The following is a 16,155-nucleotide window of genomic DNA, read 5'->3' as shown; positions in this document are numbered from 1 at the left end:
CGCGGGTGCCGAGAGCGCCGGGTGAGGTGTGCCAGCGCATGCTGCGCAAGCAGCCCGGGGAGAGGTACACGGACGCACGGGCGGTGGACGCGGCGCTGGAAGAGGCGTTGAAGCAAGCGGACGAGACATGGGAGGTGCCACTGTGCGAGACGTGGGACCCCCACCACGCCACCACCGAGCGGCAGAAGGACATGTGGGCGGGAGGAGACCTGCTGGCGTTGTACGAGCGCCTGGCCTCCTACGCGCAGCGGCCCATGCGGGGCAAGCCACGTCCGCCGGACGAGGTGTCCACCCTGGACTCGGCCGGAGAGGAACCACCCGGGGAGGTGGAGCCGCCGCCCGCGCCCGCCGTGGAGCCCGCTTCGTCTCGGGCACCTCCCGTGGACGAGGTCCGGGTGGTGCCCGCTTCGCGCGAGGAGTCGGAGAGCGCCGCGCCCCCGGCCGCACCGGTGGCCACGGAGGAAACATCGCCCACGGCCCTGACTGTGGACACGGCGCCGCTTCCCAGCGAGGAGCTCATCGTGGCAACGGAGCCGCCGCCAGCACCGGCCAGGCCCGCCACGCGCTCGCGACGGGCGCTCCTGGCCGCCGGTGTGCTCGGGGTGCTGGGCCTGGGCGTGTGGCTCGTCATGCATCCACCCCGTGCCTCCGAAATCCTCACCTTACCAGTAGGGGCACCCCGAGCGGACCTACCGCCGGAGTTCTACCCCGTGACCCTGGAGTTGGGTGGCCAGGAAGTGGCGCCCTCGAGCAAGCGGCCGGAAGGTGACGGTGGCGCAGCGCCGGAAGCGGCGCCAACCCCTGCGCCCGTCGCCCGTGCGACGCCCTCCAAGGACACGCGCGTGAAGACTCCCGCCAAGGCTCCCGCCCCCCAGCAGCCCAAGCCACAGCCGAAGAAGACGAGCAGTGTGGTCGGCACGGTGGGCGCGGTCGCGGCCACCTGCACCCTGGCCTCCGGGTGCGTCGGCCCCACCACTCCCCAGGTGCGGCCCTCGCCCCAAGCAGGGCTCTCGGCCCCGCAGCGCGCCGAGTGCCCTCCCGGCGCCGTGGAGTCCATGAAGCAACTGGGCTTGCGCGGTACCGCCAATGCGGCGTCTGTCTCTTTCTTGGGGCACGTCGCTGGCGGGAAATTCACCACCGTGCGTCCTGGGGCGGCCACGCTGGTCCTTGACTCAGGTGATTGGGGCAAGCTGCCGGAGGGCACCCAGTTTTCCGGCCAGCTGCTCTTCGGGGAGGAGCGCGTGTATGGCCGCTTCACCCAGGCCCACGCGCCCGGTGGTGACACGTACCCCGTCTGCCTGGAATTGAGAGGGGAGTCGGCTCGGGTAGAGGACAGGGGGATGCCGAAGCAGCCCGGCAGCGGACAGGACACCGCCAGGGTCCGGGAAGTCGCGTACCTCGCGAAGGTGGAGAGCTTCGAGTAGAGCGGCGATGCGGTACGCGGGCGAGGAGCAAACGGGGAGGCCGACGTCGGAAGTCCCTGTTACTCTGGCCACTCCGGAGGTTCTCCTGCCCATGTCCGCCTCTCTTCCCGCCATTGTCCCCCTGCTCGTGTTTCTCGCCGCCACGCCCGTCACGGCCCAGCCCGCCCCCGAGGCGTGGGACACCGCGGTCGCGCGTCTCCTGGAGCTGACAGCCGACAACGCCGGGCAGCAGCACCCGGTGCGCGTCAGTCCCGACCACCTCACCAACCTGGTGTTCAACGCGCAGCTGCTGCCCGGCGGAGTGGTGGTGGAGGACGAACGCTGGGTAGCGGTGGCGGTGAACGAGGCGCGGGGCGTGGTGACGTTGCTGCCCTCGGGTGAGCTGCCATTGGACAGGCCGTTGACGGTGACGGTGCGCTTCGCGGATGGCGCGGTGCCTGGGAGCGTTACCTTCCGGCTGGTGGTGCACCCCACCCGCGCCGAGCAGGAGGTGCGGGTATACCGCAAGCCGCGTTCCGGCGAGTCGTACAGGCTGGAGTCCCTCCAGGAGCGCGAGCGGGCCGAGCGGTGCGAGGAAGCGCTGGCATTGGAGCGCACCCGCGTGGAGGGGCAGCGCCCCGAGAGCTCCAAGGGCCTGTTCGACACCGGGCTGGTGGGAGGAGGCCAGGGCGTCGAGGTGCGGAACATCACCGCCGACATCACCCAGCGCCCCGGTGAAGCGCTGGAGGTGCAGCAGGCCTACAGCTACCGCGCACAAAACGCCGAGCTGGTGGCGGTGGAACTGGAGGTGGAGAACAAAGGCCCCAGGCTCTGGACGGCGGAGGGAGTGGAAGGGGCGGAACTGGTGAGTACCGAGGGCGTGCGGCTGCGGGTGCTGCACGTATGGCCGTCCGAGCCCCTTCCGCCCGGAAAAAAGCGCCAGCTCACGGTGGTGGCGGAGGCCACGGCGAAGCAGCTGCGGGGGTCCTTCCTCCTCCGGCTGGGCGAGGCGAATGGGCCGCGCACCATCACTGTAAAGGGCGTAGTGTTTCCGGGGCAGGACACGCCAACGCACATCCAGCAGCCGGACAATCGCTGACAGGTTGCCACGGTGTCCCAACCCACTGCATCTTCCAGCCCACGACCTGCCCGGTGTCTTGACGGGCGTATCCGCATTTCCGTGTAATTCCGGAGCGACGGCTTTGGGTGCGTCGCTTCAGGAGGTGCGCCGTGTCCACCCGTCTTCCTCGCGCTCGCCCTACGGGCATGCGTCTGGGCCCCAGCTTTGGCGCCTGGGCCCTCATCGTCCTCTTCCAGTTCGCGTGTGCCACGGGCACCCCACGGGGCAGCTCCCGCTCCGACTCGCTCACGCCGCCACCGGCACCGAAAGAGCGTGTGGAGGCTACGGCGGAGCCCGGGCTCGAGTCCGCCACGGTGTACGTCGTGGACTTCATGGAGCCCGGTGCCGTCGCCACTAGGCCGGTGCCCATTCCCAGGGCCGAGTTCCAGCAGGCCGTCCTGCGCCTCTCCCGCGACGTGCGGCTGAAGCACAAGACGCCACGGCAGGCCGCCCATGAGTTGCTGAGCCTCCTGGGGACGCCACCCGACGACTCCAAGGTGGCAGCGACGGGCTACTGGAAGCTGGAGCAGCACCGCGGCGAGGGCGTCACCTGGATACTCGAGCGCCAGGAGGGCCCGGTTATCCTCACCCCCCAGGCCGAACAGGCCCTCAAGGAGAAGTACCTCAAGTGGTGTGAGCCCCGGGGCGGCGGCGACTGCCTGGGTCTGCTGGACGATGACCCGTACCTGCGCACGGACGACCGACGCACGCTCGCCCTGGCGCTGGCCTTCGGCAACGTGCTCGACGAGACGCGTGCGGCGCTGGGGCGAGAGCTGCTGGATGTGCGGGCGCTCGTCTCCATGGTCGTCTGGACGGTCGCCCTCTACTGCATGATGTGGGTGGTGCCCGAGCCGACGACCAAGGCCTTGGCCGCTGGCATGACCCTCATCCTGATGGGGTACCTGGGCCTCAAGACGGTGTACGAGCTGATGGACGGCTGGGCCCGAATGGCCGACACGGCGTACCACGCCACCACCTTCGAGGAGTTGCGCGCGGCGGGCGAGGAGTTCAGCAAGGTGCTGGGCGAGGACGCGGCAAGGGCCATGATTCTGGCGGTGTCCACGCTCGCCGGGCACACGCTGGGGCAGGTGGCAGCGCGGGTGAAGTCGCTTCCGCGATTCAACCTCGCGGGAGCGCAATTCGAGGCGCAGGGTGGCGCGGCCGTCATGGGGCACCTGGAGGCCACGGAGGCGGCGCTCGCGACGGAGGGGGCTCTGGCCAGGGCGGTGGCGACGGCGGAGACGGTGGCCACCTCACCGCAGGGCCCCATGGCCGTGGTGATGCTCAAGAAGGGGCGGGTGGGTGGGGGGGAAACGGCCCCAGGGGGCCGCTCCGCAGAAACCGTCATCCGTCACCGGGGCGGCAACCGGCAGGTCGAACTCAGCGATGGCCAGCGCTGGCACGTGCCACGCGGCAAGTCGGCTGCGGATATTCCTGCTGAGGACAAGGTGGGGGACATGCTCCAAGATGCTGTTACCAAGGTCGCGAACGAGTGGGGACCCCACAGGCTCTCGCCGAACGAAAAAGACGCCATAGAGCAGGCCATGAAGAAGGGCGAGTACTGGCTGGCACGGCTACTGGAGCGAGAGGCCCGGGGTCGCTTCGTGCATGCCAAGGTGGAAGCGCAGTTCCGAGGGCTCCTTCAGTTCAACCACCAGGGGCTCGATGTGGTTGACCTCGCGCCGGGCGGCTATAAGTACGAAATTCTCTCCGGGACAGCGTCGAACATGGCGCGGCACGGTCGCCGCATGGCGGGCGAGTTCTTCCGGATGATCACCTTCTGAAAGGGGCGGCGATGGGGTGGCTCACGAACGTTCTCATCGAAAACAAAGAGATGGCAAACGAGCAGCTTGAGGTGACGGGCAAGGACTCGCTCTACTTCCTTGGCCCCAACCTGACGCTGCGCAACTGCACCGTCGTCCTGAAGGTGCCCGCCAGGCGCCTGCACATTCTCGGAGCCCACTTCATCGACTGCACCTTCGAGGTGAAGCAGGAGCTCAAGAACCATCAGAGCTGGATAAGTGCCTCCCTCAAGGGCTGCCGGTTCAAGGGGCTCCTGTCGGGGTGTGATTTCGGGCACTGGCCCGAATACGGGAGTGAGCCTTGGTATCAGCATGGCTCCATCGAGGACTGCGACTTCATTGAGGCCCGGCTGGCAGGGTGTCGGTTTCACGGCTGCGACGTCAACACCCTGCGCTTCCCCAAGTGGCCCTGCTTTACCTTCCTGGATCCCATTGGTCGAGCCCCTGAACTACGCAGTGTCAAATGGCCAGGGAGCTTTGGGGATATCGTCGTGGACAACCTGCATACCCACCCGGCGTCCACTAAGGCCTTGACCTATTACGCTCCCTCCGCTGCCGAGCGCTTCGAGACCACCCCCGAGGAACTCCGAGCCGTCATCGAGAAGTTCGACTGCATCGTCTACTGACGTCGGCGAGATTCTTTCCGGAACGGAGTCGAATCTGGCGCGGCATGGCCGGCGCATGGCGGGCGAGTTCTTCCGGATGCTCACCTTCTGAAAGGGGCGGCCATGGGGTGGCTGGAGAACGTCATCGTTGAGGACAAGGAGATTGAAACGAGCGGCTGGAGTTGACGGACAAGAACTCGCTCTATTTCCTTGGCCCCAACCTGTTGCTTAGAAACTGCACCGTCATTCTGAAGGTCTCCGCCAGGAACCTGATCATCGTTGGGGCACGGTTCATTGACTGCACCATTGAGGTGAAGCAGGAGCTGAAAAACCACCAGCAATGGGTGAAGGCCTCCCTCAAGGGGTGCCGGTTCAAGGGGCGGCTGACGGGGTGCGACTTCGGGCACTGGCCCGACTACGGCACTGGCTGGGAGCACGGGGCCATTGAGGACTGCGATTTCACCGAGGCCCGCCTGAACGGCTGCCGTTTCCACGGCTGTGACACCCGCACCCTCCAGTTTCCCAAGTGGCCCTGTTTCACCATCCTGGATCCCATCGGCAGGAGCCGTGAGCTCAACAGCGTTGAATGGCCGGACCTTTTTGGTCGTGTCGTCATCGAGAAGCTGCACAAGCACCCACGCTCCACCGTGGCCTTGACCGAACACGCTCCCTCTAGTGCCAAGGAACTCGACACCACCCCGGAAGCGCTCAAGGCCGTCATCGAGAAGTTCGACTGCATCGTCTACTGACGCAGGCGAGATTCTCTCCGGAACGGCGTCGAATCTGGCGTGGCACGGCAGGCGGATGGCCGGGGAGTTCTTCCGGATGCTCACCTTCTGAAAGGGCGGCGGATGCTTTTCACCAAGGTTGTCTTCAAGGACAAGGAAATCGAAAACGAGCGGCTGGAGCTAACGGACAGAACTCGATCTACTTCCTCGGCGAGCCACAGTAGGGCACTCACCGCTGCTGGCTGGAGATGCGCTCGGAGGCGGTATCCGCCTCCGCCTCCCATGAGGACGACGGGTCCTCTCCAAGCACGGGAGCCGCCGGGGCCAGGTTGGATGAGCCCTCCGCGGGCGCCGGTTGCCGTGCACGGGCCAGCCGCTCCGCGCAGGCCGCGAGGCCGAACAGCACATAGAAGTGCACGGCCACGAGGAAGCCCGCGAAGAGGCAGGACACCAGGTGGCCCACCACCGCCGCGGCGATGGCCCGGGACAGCCAGCCTCGCTCCCTGTCCTTCGCGAGCGTCCACAGCGGCCCGAGCGCCGACCCTATGAAGGCCAGGAAGAGTCCCAGTCCCACGAAGCCCAGGTCCGAGATGACCTGAAGGAAGATGTTGTGCGCGGCGTACGCCCGCTGGGACTCCACCGGCCCATAGAGCCGCCACGCATAGGGGAAGGTGCCCGCCCCCACGCCCAGCAGCGGATGCTCCAGGCTCACCCGGGAGGCCACGGTCCACGCCTGCACTCGGCTCATCGCCGAGGCATCCTCCTCGTAGCTCGACACCGAGCGGGTGCGCGCCCAGAAGCTCTCCGGTGAGAGCATCAGCATGGCCGCGGCCACGGCTGCGACGACAATCGTGCGGCCCAGACGGCGCTCCAGCAGCACCCATGTGCCCGCGGCTGCCACCAGCCCCAGGAAGCCGCCGCGCGAGTAGCTGAACACCATGGCGGCGATGGCCATGGCCGCGGCCACGCCACAGGCCACGCGCAGCATCCACGGGCTCTGGCGCCGCACGACGAAGGCCACCGCCAGGGGCACGATGATGCCCACGCTCATCGCCATGCGGTTGGGGTCCGCGTACACGCCCACCCAGCGGGCGCGGTAGCCCTCCACCATGTCCACTCCCGCGAAGTGCCAGGCGATGACACCGCGCGAGGTGACGAGGGAGCCCACGATGAGGGCGAGGCACGCCAGGAGTAGGCGCCGCTCGGTCGTCACCAGGTTCACCAGCGTCAGGTAGACGAACACCCACTTGAGGAGCTCCACCGCCGCGAAGCGCGTGGCGTCCGGATACAGCGACCAGCTCATGGACGCGAAGACCAGGACACAGAAGCAGATGAGCAGACCCCCGCGCGGGCCATCCACAAACACCCGTTCCCGGCGCCCCATGCGTCCCAGGAGCATCAACCCGGTGGCGAGCGCCGACGTCAGCAGCGCCGGGCGCCACCGCTCGAGCCCTGGAATCCACTCACCCGGGCTGATGTACATGGCGGCCAGGAACGCGAGCAGGAAGCCGAAGGCCCAGCGATCCTGGCACTGCTCCTCCTTGCTTCCCATTCCCATTCCCCTGGACCCTTCCCCCTGTGCGGAGCCTGCTCATTCGAACGGCCGACCCACGTTGCGCACGGGGGCCGGCGAGCACCATGGGTCGCGGACGCTCCCGTCCGAAAGGCGATTCCTCCTCCAGCCCGATGTCTTCCCATGCCTCGATGCAGGCGGGTTGGCGGCCCCTCCCCACGCCCCTGGAACTTCCCCCTCCGAGGCGGAGGCTCCGCTGGATCCAAAGACCCTGTCGCCCGGGCCGGCCGCCGTGGACAAGGGTGAACCCCTGGACTCGGGGCCAGCTTGTGGTGCGGGACCGGACATCGGAGCGGTGGAATCTGGTTGCTAGTGCACGTCTTCCGTCACTGAAAGACATCGTCCGCGCGCCGCGATGAGCGGCGGCCTTGCCAAGCACGAGACCTGACCTCATCACAAGGGGATGGGGAGAGGGTTGCTCGCCGCTCGCGGACAGGAGTCCGCTTTCGGTGCAGAGGGGAAGGATGATGGGGCTTCGCATCGCACTGCTGATGAAACTGGCTCCGCGAAAGCGTGGCTCGCTGGAGGACTGGGTTCTGGCGTTCTGCCGGGAGGCCGCGGAGCGTGGCCATCGGGTGGATGCCTGGTTGAGCGATCCCATGCTTCCGTCCTTCGTCACGGAGCTGAAGGCGAGCGGCGCGCGCCTGGACGAGCTGATGAAGCTCGAGGAGAGCGGGCTGGTGCCGATGGCGCGGCGCCTGGGCGCGTATGACATCATCCACCTCAATTTCATCTCTCCCCGCAGCCTCGCCGCGCTGGGGGCCTACGCGGCTTGGCCGGCCCGGGTGCTGTACACCGCCCATTCGGACTACGTCGACCCGGATGACGGCGTGGTCCGGCGGAGTCTGCGCTGGACGTTGAACCGCTCCACGATGTTCCGGGTGCACAGCCTGGCGGGAGTCTCCGAGTTCGTGCGCATCAAGGAGGGCCGGCGTTTCGGGCTCTACCCGTACCGCTCCCGCACCATCACCAATGGCGTGGACATCCAGCGCTTCCATCCCCGGGAGCGTCAGCCAGGCGGACCGGTGGAGCTCATCACCGTCGCCAACCTGGTGGAGAACAAGGGGGTGCACCACCTGCTGCGTGCGCTCGGGCGGCTGTGTACCCCGAAGGTGCGTCTGCGCGTGGTGGGGGATGGCCCGGCGCAACGGTCCCTGCGCGCGCTCGCGATGGAGCTCGGCATCCAGCACCAGACGGAGTTCCTGGGGTTGCGCAGCGACGTGCACGAGTTGCTGGGCACGTCGGACATCTGCATCCAGCCCACCCTGATGGAGGCGTTTGGCCTGACCATCGCCGAGGCCATGGCCTGCGGCTGCGCCGTGGTGGCCTCGCAGGTGGGTGGCGTCCCCGAGCTCATCGATCATGGCCGCAATGGCCTGCTGGTGCCGCCAGGGGACGAGGTTGGGCTCGCCCGGGCGCTCGAGCTCCTGCTGAGCGACCCGGTCTTGCGCTACCAGCTCGGCCATGCAGCCCGGCAGACCGCGTGCGAGCTCTTCGACCTGTCCCGCACCGTGAAACGTCATGTGCACTGGTGCGAGGAAGCGGCCGGGTATGTCGCGCCGCCCGCGGTGCGCGCCACCGAGGCGCTTCCGGTGGTGGAAGCGCCGGAGTCACGAGTCCAGGCTCAGGCCGGACCTCAATCCCTTTGAAGCAGACGAGAGAGCAGGTGTCCGGAGCCTTGATGGGAGGGTAGGGTGGGAGTCTTCCCTCAATGCCTGCTCAGGGAGCTGACAGGCGTGCCGCCAGGAATAAGGCAGGAATAGGAATAGGAGTCTCACTGTCGAGAACACCCCAAATCGAGAGGGTGTCCACAGTGAAAACTTCCAACAAGTGGTCGAAATTCATTTCATCCCTGATGTTGGCCTGTGCGGTATCTGCCTGCGGTTCCCCTGGTGGGAAGAAGCCCCAGGAGCCTGGCATCCAGACGCCCGCGGTGACGCCCGGCTCGGATGAGAGCCCGGGCGCGTCCCCTCCCCAGGATGGCGAGACGCAGTCCCCCGCCGGGGAGCCGGGCTCTGGCACCCAGACCGCAGAGGGGACCCCGGGAGCTTCCTCGCCTTCTCAGCCGCCGGGCGGCTCGACGACCGCGGAGTCGCCTGTCACCACGCCCACCTACAAGCGGGTGTGGGTGGTGAGCCCCTCGGGCAATGACGCGGCCTCCGGGTCGGACACGGCGCCGCTGAAGACCATCTCGCAAGCCATCTCCCTGGCCGGCCCGGGCGAACTCATCCGGGTGCGAGCCGGCATCTACCGTGAGCGCGTGCTCATCACCGGCGCCGTTCGCAATGGCACGGCGGCCGAGCCCATCACCCTGCTGGGCGAGGGCATGCCGCGCATCAGCCCGGGCTCCCAGACGGGGGCGCAGATGGTGGTGGAGCGGTCCAACTGGATCATCCGCGGCTTCAACATCGACCTCGAGAACAAGCCGGCCTTCGGCGTGGCCTTCACCGGCAACGTGCAGGGTACTCTGCTCGCCGACTCGGAGATCCACAACGCGACGTACGGCGCCGGTGTGAGCTTCCACTATTCGGCCACCGGGGCGACGCTCGAGAACAATCACATCCACCACATCGCCATCCCCGGGGATGACGCGCACGGCGTCCTCGTCCAGCCCACGGCGCGCAACATCACCATCCGCAACAACAACATCCATGACAACTCGGGTGACGCCATCCAGTGCTACAGCGAAGATGGTTCGGTGCCCAGTGCTCCGGCGGATGGGGTGCTCATCGAGGGCAACGACCTCTACAACAACATCGAGCAGTCGTTGGACATCAAGACCTGCTACAACGTCACCGTCCGCCGCAACAAGATGCACCATGCCCGGTTCTACCCGGGCCGGGGCGGCAATGGCGCCATGGTGGTGCACATGTCCGCCAAGAACATCCTCATCGAGGACAACGATTTCTACGATTCGGGAGTGGCCATTGGCGTGGGGGGAAACCATTACGGCCCGGTGCCCTCGGGCGTCGTCATCCGGCGCAACCTCATCCACGACATGATCACCGATGGTGGCATGACGGGTGGGGGTCTGCTCATGGCCAACTCGACGGGGACGCAGGTGTACAACAACACCTTCACCCGGCTGGCGGGGCCGGCCCTCAGCGTGGGCAGTGGTGATGGGGGGCCCACCGAGAACCTGGTGCTGAAGAACAACATCATCGACGCCGCCTACGTCCTCAAGCTGGGCAGCCAGGCGCCAGGGTTGAAGATGAACACCAACCTCTACCGGACGGGAGGCTCCTTCAAGAGCGGCAGCTCGTCGTGGAACCTGCCTCAGTGGAAGGAGAAGGGCCAGGACGGCAATTCGCTCGAGGCCGGCACCGTGCTCAGCAACGTGGACACCCTGGCGCCCGCCTCGGCCGCCGTCGATCGGGGTGAGAACCTGGGCCTCAAGTTCTGCGGAGCCGCTCCGGACATCGGCGCCGTGGAGACCGGCTGCTAGCAACGACCACAATCGGTCAATGGCCGTGGACTTCGCGGGTTTATGACGTCAGGAGGCGAACACCTCAGGCTGGTCTTTCCTGACGTCATACGACAGGCCGTTATGTTCGATGAAACCCTGGGCCGCGGACGGGGGAGGAGAATCCATGCGAGCACGCGAGGCCGTCGTGCAGGCGCCGGTGCGGCAGGAGGCCGAGCTGCTTCGGCGCCTCCTCGATGCGTTGCCATATCCCATCTTCTGGAAGGGGAGGGATCTGCGCTTCCTCGGGTGCAACACCGCGTTCGCGAAGATCGCTGGCCGGGCCCACCCCGATGAGGTGGTGGGGCTCACCGACTACGAGCTGCCCTGGCGCAAGGAGGACTCGGACTTCTACCGGGCGTGCGACCGGCAGGTGCTGGAGTCGGGGGAGCCATTTCCCGATTGTGAAGAGCCCGTGCGGGGCAGTGACGGCCGGCAGCGGTGGACACAGACGTGCAAGGTGCCGCTGCGGGACGAGCAGGGCGCCCTCTTCGGAGTGCTCGGCATCCTCGTCGACGTGACGGCGCGGCGCGAGGCGCAGGAGCAGCTCCAGGTGGCGCTCGCCGCGGGGGATGCGGCCAACCGCATGTTGAAGGCGCAGGTGGCCGAGCGCGACGCCATGCAGCGCGCCCTGACCGTCAGCGAGCTGCGGTTGCGCACGGCGGTGCGCAGCAGCGCGCAGATGTGCATCTGGGCGGTGGATGCGCAGGGGATCTTCACCTTCTCGGATGGGGGCGGGTTGGAGGTGCTGGGCCTCCGGCCGGGGCAGCTGGTGGGTCACTCCGTCTACCAGCTCTACGCCGAGCACACGGAGACCCTCGGGCATCTGCGCAGGGCGCTGACGGGCGAGTCCTTCACCGGCTACAGCTCATTCTCCGGCTTGAACTACGAGACGCGCTACACGCCGGTGTTGGACGAGTCCGGCACGGTCACGGGCGTCATCGGCATCGCGCTGGATATCACCGAGCGCACGCGCTACCGGGAGATGCTGGAGGCCGAAGTGGAGCGCATGCGGCGGCAGTTGTTGCAGGTGGAGCGGCTGGCGACGCTGGGCACGCTGGCGGCGGGCGTGGGGCATGAGCTGCGCAACATCTCCACCGTGCTCAACAGCCTGAGGACCTACTTCACCGATTGCGCCCAGCGGGGGGTTCCACCGGAGCAGGAGGAGCTCGAGGAGCTGGGCTGGGCCTGTGAGCACGTGGCCATGCACGGGCGGCACCTGATGGACCTGGGCCGCCCCGGGCAGTCGAAGGTGGAGCGGATGGACTTGCGCGAGCTGGTGTCGGGCTCGCTGGCCATGTTGCGCACGGCGGGCATCACCAAGCACGTGAAGGTGCTCTCCTCGACGCCTCCGAAACCCGTCTGGGTGGAGGCGAGCCGGACGCGGTTGGAGCAGGTGCTGCTCAACCTGATGAGCAACGCCGCCGATGCGGTGGAGCCGGTGCGCGACAGGCTCGCGGAGGTGCGGGTGCACCTCTTCGAGGACGAGGCGGCGGGCTTCGCCTGCTGCCGCGTGGAGGACACCGGAATCGGCATTCCCGAGGACAAGCTCTCCTGCATCTTCGAGCCGTGGTTCACCACCAAGCCCCCGGGCCGAGGCACCGGCCTGGGACTGCCCGTGGTGCGGACCATCCTCCAGGAGTGCGGTGGAGAGCTCCAGGTGGAGAGCCAGGTGGGGATGGGCAGTGCCTTCACCTTCCGGTTGCCCTTGGTGGGCCCGCACACCTGACGGCCGGGCGGTGGGGCCGTGCATCCGCTTGTAAGGAGAGGATGCAGGCGGGGGCGGGTGTGGATAATGTCGCCCCCTTTCGTCTCACAGGGATGTCCGCATGCGCTGTCTGCTCCTCGTTCCGGTGTGTCTCCTCGTCGCATGTGCCGGCACCTCGCCCGCGCTCCGTCCAGCCGCTCCTGTGCAGTCCCCTCCCGCGGTGTCCGAGGCGCCTCGAGTGGAAACGGTGGAGCCCAGGGCCGCATCCCTCGAGGGCGTGGCGCAGGCGATGAGCGCCACGGTGGAGGCCGCGCGCGCCATCTCCGGAGGGGCCGTCAGCCTTCGGGCCTCGTACCTGGGGTTCGTGGGCACGCCCTCGGGCGCCGCGGCCCTCATCGTCGAGCGCGCGGTGCAGCTCGTGGGGGTGAAGCACCTGGGCCGTGTGGCTCGCGGCGTCCCGGATGACTGCTCCGGCCTCGTGCGGCTCGCCTACCAGAAGGCCGGCATCGACCTGGTCAACCATGGCTTCCTCAATGGAGAGAACGCCGTCACCGCCATCTACCGCCGCGCGCAGGACCGGGGCGCAGTCCACAACCACCGCCCCCGCCCCGGAGACCTCGTCTTCTTCCGCGAGACGTATGACCGCAACCGCGATGGCAAGCGCAACGATGGGATGACCCACATCGCCGTCGTCGAGAGCGTTGAGCGGGATGGCACCGTCACCTTCATCCACCGGGGCAGCAAGGGCATTGCCCGCTCGCACCTGAATCTCTACTTCCCGCGCACCCACCGCATCGGCCAGGACGGGCCCGTCATCAACGACATCCTCCGGGCCGCTTCCCGGGGTCAGCGCGCCTGGCTCACCGGAGAGCTCTTCGTCGGCTTCGCCTCTCCCGGTCTGCTGTAGGCACCTTGGGAAGTGGGATGACTGACGTGGGGTGAGTCAGCGAGGGGCGGGGGCGCTCACTTCTTCGTCAGCGTCTCGAGCGCGTCCGCCGCCTCGTCCTGGCCGCAGTTCTTCGAGCCGAGCACCGCCTTGTCCTTGGGCGTCTTGCTCAACTGCTCCAGCGCGGGCACCGCCCGGGGATCTCCCAGCCCCGCGAGCCGCCGCGCCGAGCGGGCCCGGATGCCACAGTTCTTCGACTCGAGCGCCTGCGTGTACAGCTTCACCAGGTCGAGCCCGTCGGTGGACTGCACCGCCTCCAGGTAGCGCAGCGCGCCCCACTGCCGGGGTGAGGGCTCCTCGTCCGCCAGGTGCTCGAAGCGCTTCTTCACCAGCTCCTTCGGGAGCGTGGACAGCAGCTTGCGCAGCCCCTTGTTCGCCTCATCCTCGCCGAAGTCCTCGGCCAACCCGTCCAGTACCGGGGGCTCGACGGACTCGCGCGCCTCCGCGTCCAGCCCCGCCAGCACCGAGTGCTCCTCCTCGTGCCGGTCGAGCCCGTGCAGCGCCCGCGCTCGCACCTGGCGCACCGGCGCGTCCTTCTTCGCCCCCGCCGGCACCTCCGACAGGCGCTTCAGCGCATCCGCGGGCTTGCCTGTCTCCAGCAGCTCGCGCGCCTGGTACACGGGGTCATTGCGGCGTGCCACCTCGTACGAGGTCAACCCCACCACCGCCACCAGTCCCAGGCTCACGCCCGCCGTGCGGCCCGGGTACGCGCGCACGAGCTCCACCACCCACTCGCCCGCCCTTCGCGCCACCCGCGTGACTTCATCCCAGGCCGCCCGCAGCGGCCGCATCACCGGGCCGAGCTGCCCCTCGTGCGGAGCGCGCATGGACACCTCGTCCTGTCCCCCGAAGGGCAGGCCGTCCGCGGCCCGGCGGCAGCGGTGGATGCGCAGCGGCTCGCCACTGCCCGGCATGGGCACGCTGCCGCACGGCTCGGCGTCTCCCTCCACGCGGCTGCGCGCCAGGTTCACCGACTCGGTGAAGACGACCTCACCGGCCTCGGCCACCTGCTCCACCGCCTTCACCACCTCCACCGGCTCGCCGAGCACCGAGTCGCGTGCGACGAGCACCTCGCCGGTATGCAGGCAGATGCGCACGGGGAGCTGCTCGTCCGGGGCGCTCTTCTGGTTGTGCCGCCACAGCCGGTCCTGCATGGCCATGCCGCACAGCACCGCGTGGGTGGGCGAGGAGAAGACGACGAGCAGCGAGTCCCCGCGCCTCTGCACCATCCGGCCGCCGTAGTCGCGCACCAGCGGCAGCAGCAGCCCGTCATGCGTCTCCAGCATCCGCGCGTTCTGCTCGAGCGTCTGCCGCGAGGTGCGCTCGGTGTAGCCCTGCAGGCCGGTGATCATCACCGTGAGGTTCTGCGGCTTGCTGCCCGACAGCGTCCCACTTCCCACCGGGACCAGGGTGCCCGAGGGCTTCGGGACGAGCGCGCCCGTGGTGCCACGCGCCGTCTGCTGCACGGCCAACGGGGTGGCGGGACGGGTGGGCGCGCGCGAGGGCGAGGCGGCAATCGCGGGTATCACCACGTTCACGGTGGCCCGGGTGGGGGCGCGCGAGTGCGTAGGTGCCGCGGGCCCGGGCTGGTCGGGCACGGGAGGACCGAAGGCGACCGTGCCCGAGGGCGGGGACTTGGAAGGCCCCGGCGACGCCTCGGGTGCAGCGAAGGCGACCGTTCCACTCCCGGGCGCGGCGGACAGCTCCGGGAGGAGGAAGGCGGAGATGCTCGGGGGGGCGGAGGTGTCGCCCGAAGCCATTGCCCGGGCTCCGTTCGCCGCCGCCTGGGCCAGGGCTCCCGAGGCCGCTACCGCGCCGAGCGCATCCACCAGCGCGTTCGCATGGGGCAGGCGGTGGGCGGGGTCCTTCTGAAGGAGCTGCATCACCAGCGAGACGAGCGTGGGCTGGCCGGCGAGCGTGGGCGCGGCCTTGAGGAGGGGCACGGGGGCCGCGGCGGCGTGCTGCGCCACGTACTGGGTGGGCCCCGGCCCGGGGAAGGGGAGCTGTCCCGAGAGCACGCGGTAGGCGAGCACCCCGAAGGAGTACAGGTCGCTGCGCGTGTCCACCGGCGCCCCCACCGCTTGCTCCGGCGAGAGGTACTCCGGCGTGCCCACCACCAGCCCCACCTGACTGAGGTTGCTCGCGGTGTCCGGCTCCACCAGCCGGGCGATTCCGAAGTCCAGCAGCCGGGCCTGCTCTCCGCGCAGCCCCTTGGTGAGCAGCACGTTCTCCGGCTTCAGGTCCCGGTGGATGATGCCCTTGTCGTGGATGGCCGCGAGGCCCTCGGCGAGCTGGTACAGCAGCGGCAGGGCCCGCGAGGGCGCCATGGCCCCCGCCTGGAGCACGTCATAGAGGTTCTCCCCCTCCACGTACTCCATCACCAGACATGCGCCGACACCCGTCTCGCCATAGTCGATGACGCGCACCACGGCGGCGTGCTCCACCGCGGACAGCAGGCGTGCCTCGCGCTTGAAGCGCTCGATCATGCTGGGGTGCACCATCAGGTCCGCGTGGAGGACCTTGATGGCCACCCTGCGTCCCAGGGACACCTGCTCACCGAGGTAGACCTCGCCCATGCCCCCAGCGCCGAGGAGCTGGAGCACGCGGAAGCGGTCATCGAGGACGAGGGTACCGGTTTCGATCACGGGCGCAGCATCTTCGCCGGAAACGGGGGTTGCTGGCAGGGGCCTTGCTGAAACGGAGGTCGTCACTCTGCCCGCCCTGCGGCCGGGGGAACAGCGAAACCCGCGAGTCCACCTCCCGGGACGGTCCTCCGGGAGGACTCGGAGTGAACCTCCCGGGTCGGG

General features: G+C 68.5%; 9 protein-coding genes and 2 pseudogenes. 9 read left to right on the top strand and 2 right to left on the bottom strand.

Features of this window, described 5'->3' with window-relative positions:
* The 5 genes and pseudogenes from DAT35_RS12680 to DAT35_RS12660 all read left to right on the top strand — a co-directional run.
* A pseudogene (locus tag DAT35_RS12680) lies at positions 1-1,424 on the top strand (hypothetical protein); the annotation flags it as partial.
* A 91-nt stretch (positions 1,425-1,515) separates the two neighbouring features.
* Positions 1,516-2,502: a DUF2381 family protein gene (locus tag DAT35_RS12675; RefSeq protein ID WP_158501674.1), complete on the top strand. Its 987-nt coding sequence runs from the start codon at positions 1,516-1,518 to the stop codon at positions 2,500-2,502.
* Positions 2,503-2,633: 131 nt separating this feature from the next.
* Entirely contained in the window at positions 2,634-4,307 is a 1,674-nt protein-coding gene (locus DAT35_RS12670) for a hypothetical protein (protein ID WP_108067188.1), read from the top strand.
* Between the two features lie 11 nt (positions 4,308-4,318).
* Positions 4,319-4,951, top strand: coding sequence for a hypothetical protein (locus tag DAT35_RS12665; protein WP_108067187.1), 633 nt, complete (start codon positions 4,319-4,321; stop codon positions 4,949-4,951).
* A 102-nt stretch (positions 4,952-5,053) separates the two neighbouring features.
* Positions 5,054-5,679 (top strand): annotated as a pseudogene (locus DAT35_RS12660) (pentapeptide repeat-containing protein).
* Positions 5,680-5,887: 208 nt separating this feature from the next.
* Here DAT35_RS12660 and DAT35_RS12655 read toward each other — a convergent pair.
* On the bottom strand, positions 5,888-7,210 hold the full coding sequence (locus DAT35_RS12655) for an O-antigen ligase (protein ID WP_158501673.1): 1,323 nt from the start codon (positions 7,208-7,210) through the stop codon (positions 5,888-5,890).
* 485 nt (positions 7,211-7,695) lie between these two features.
* Here DAT35_RS12655 and DAT35_RS12650 point away from each other — a divergent pair, with 485 nt between their 5' ends.
* From DAT35_RS12650 to DAT35_RS12635, 4 genes are all read left to right on the top strand, one after another.
* Positions 7,696-8,880 (top strand): glycosyltransferase family 4 protein, encoded by a 1,185-nt coding sequence (locus tag DAT35_RS12650; protein ID WP_108067185.1) that lies wholly within the window; start codon positions 7,696-7,698, stop codon positions 8,878-8,880.
* A gap of 164 nt (positions 8,881-9,044) precedes the next feature.
* Positions 9,045-10,676, top strand: coding sequence for a nitrous oxide reductase family maturation protein NosD (locus DAT35_RS12645; protein WP_158501672.1), 1,632 nt, complete (start codon positions 9,045-9,047; stop codon positions 10,674-10,676).
* A 145-nt stretch (positions 10,677-10,821) separates the two neighbouring features.
* Positions 10,822-12,423, top strand: a complete 1,602-nt coding sequence (locus DAT35_RS58930) for a PAS domain-containing protein (RefSeq protein WP_158501671.1) — start codon at positions 10,822-10,824, stop codon at positions 12,421-12,423.
* Positions 12,424-12,523: 100 nt separating this feature from the next.
* On the top strand, positions 12,524-13,309 hold the full coding sequence (locus DAT35_RS12635; protein WP_108067182.1) for a CHAP domain-containing protein: 786 nt from the start codon (positions 12,524-12,526) through the stop codon (positions 13,307-13,309).
* Positions 13,310-13,365: 56 nt separating this feature from the next.
* On the opposite strand, the gene DAT35_RS12630 is transcribed toward DAT35_RS12635, so the two are convergent.
* Positions 13,366-15,993: a protein kinase gene (locus DAT35_RS12630; protein WP_233261437.1), complete on the bottom strand. Its 2,628-nt coding sequence runs from the start codon at positions 15,991-15,993 to the stop codon at positions 13,366-13,368.
* Between the last annotated feature and the right edge of the window lie 162 nt (positions 15,994-16,155).

This window comes from Vitiosangium sp. GDMCC 1.1324, from assembly GCF_003044305.1.
In the GTDB taxonomy this organism is placed as follows: domain Bacteria; phylum Myxococcota; class Myxococcia; order Myxococcales; family Myxococcaceae; genus Archangium.
Note: the sequence above shows the minus strand (reverse complement) of the source record. Positions and strands in the feature narration are given on the sequence as shown.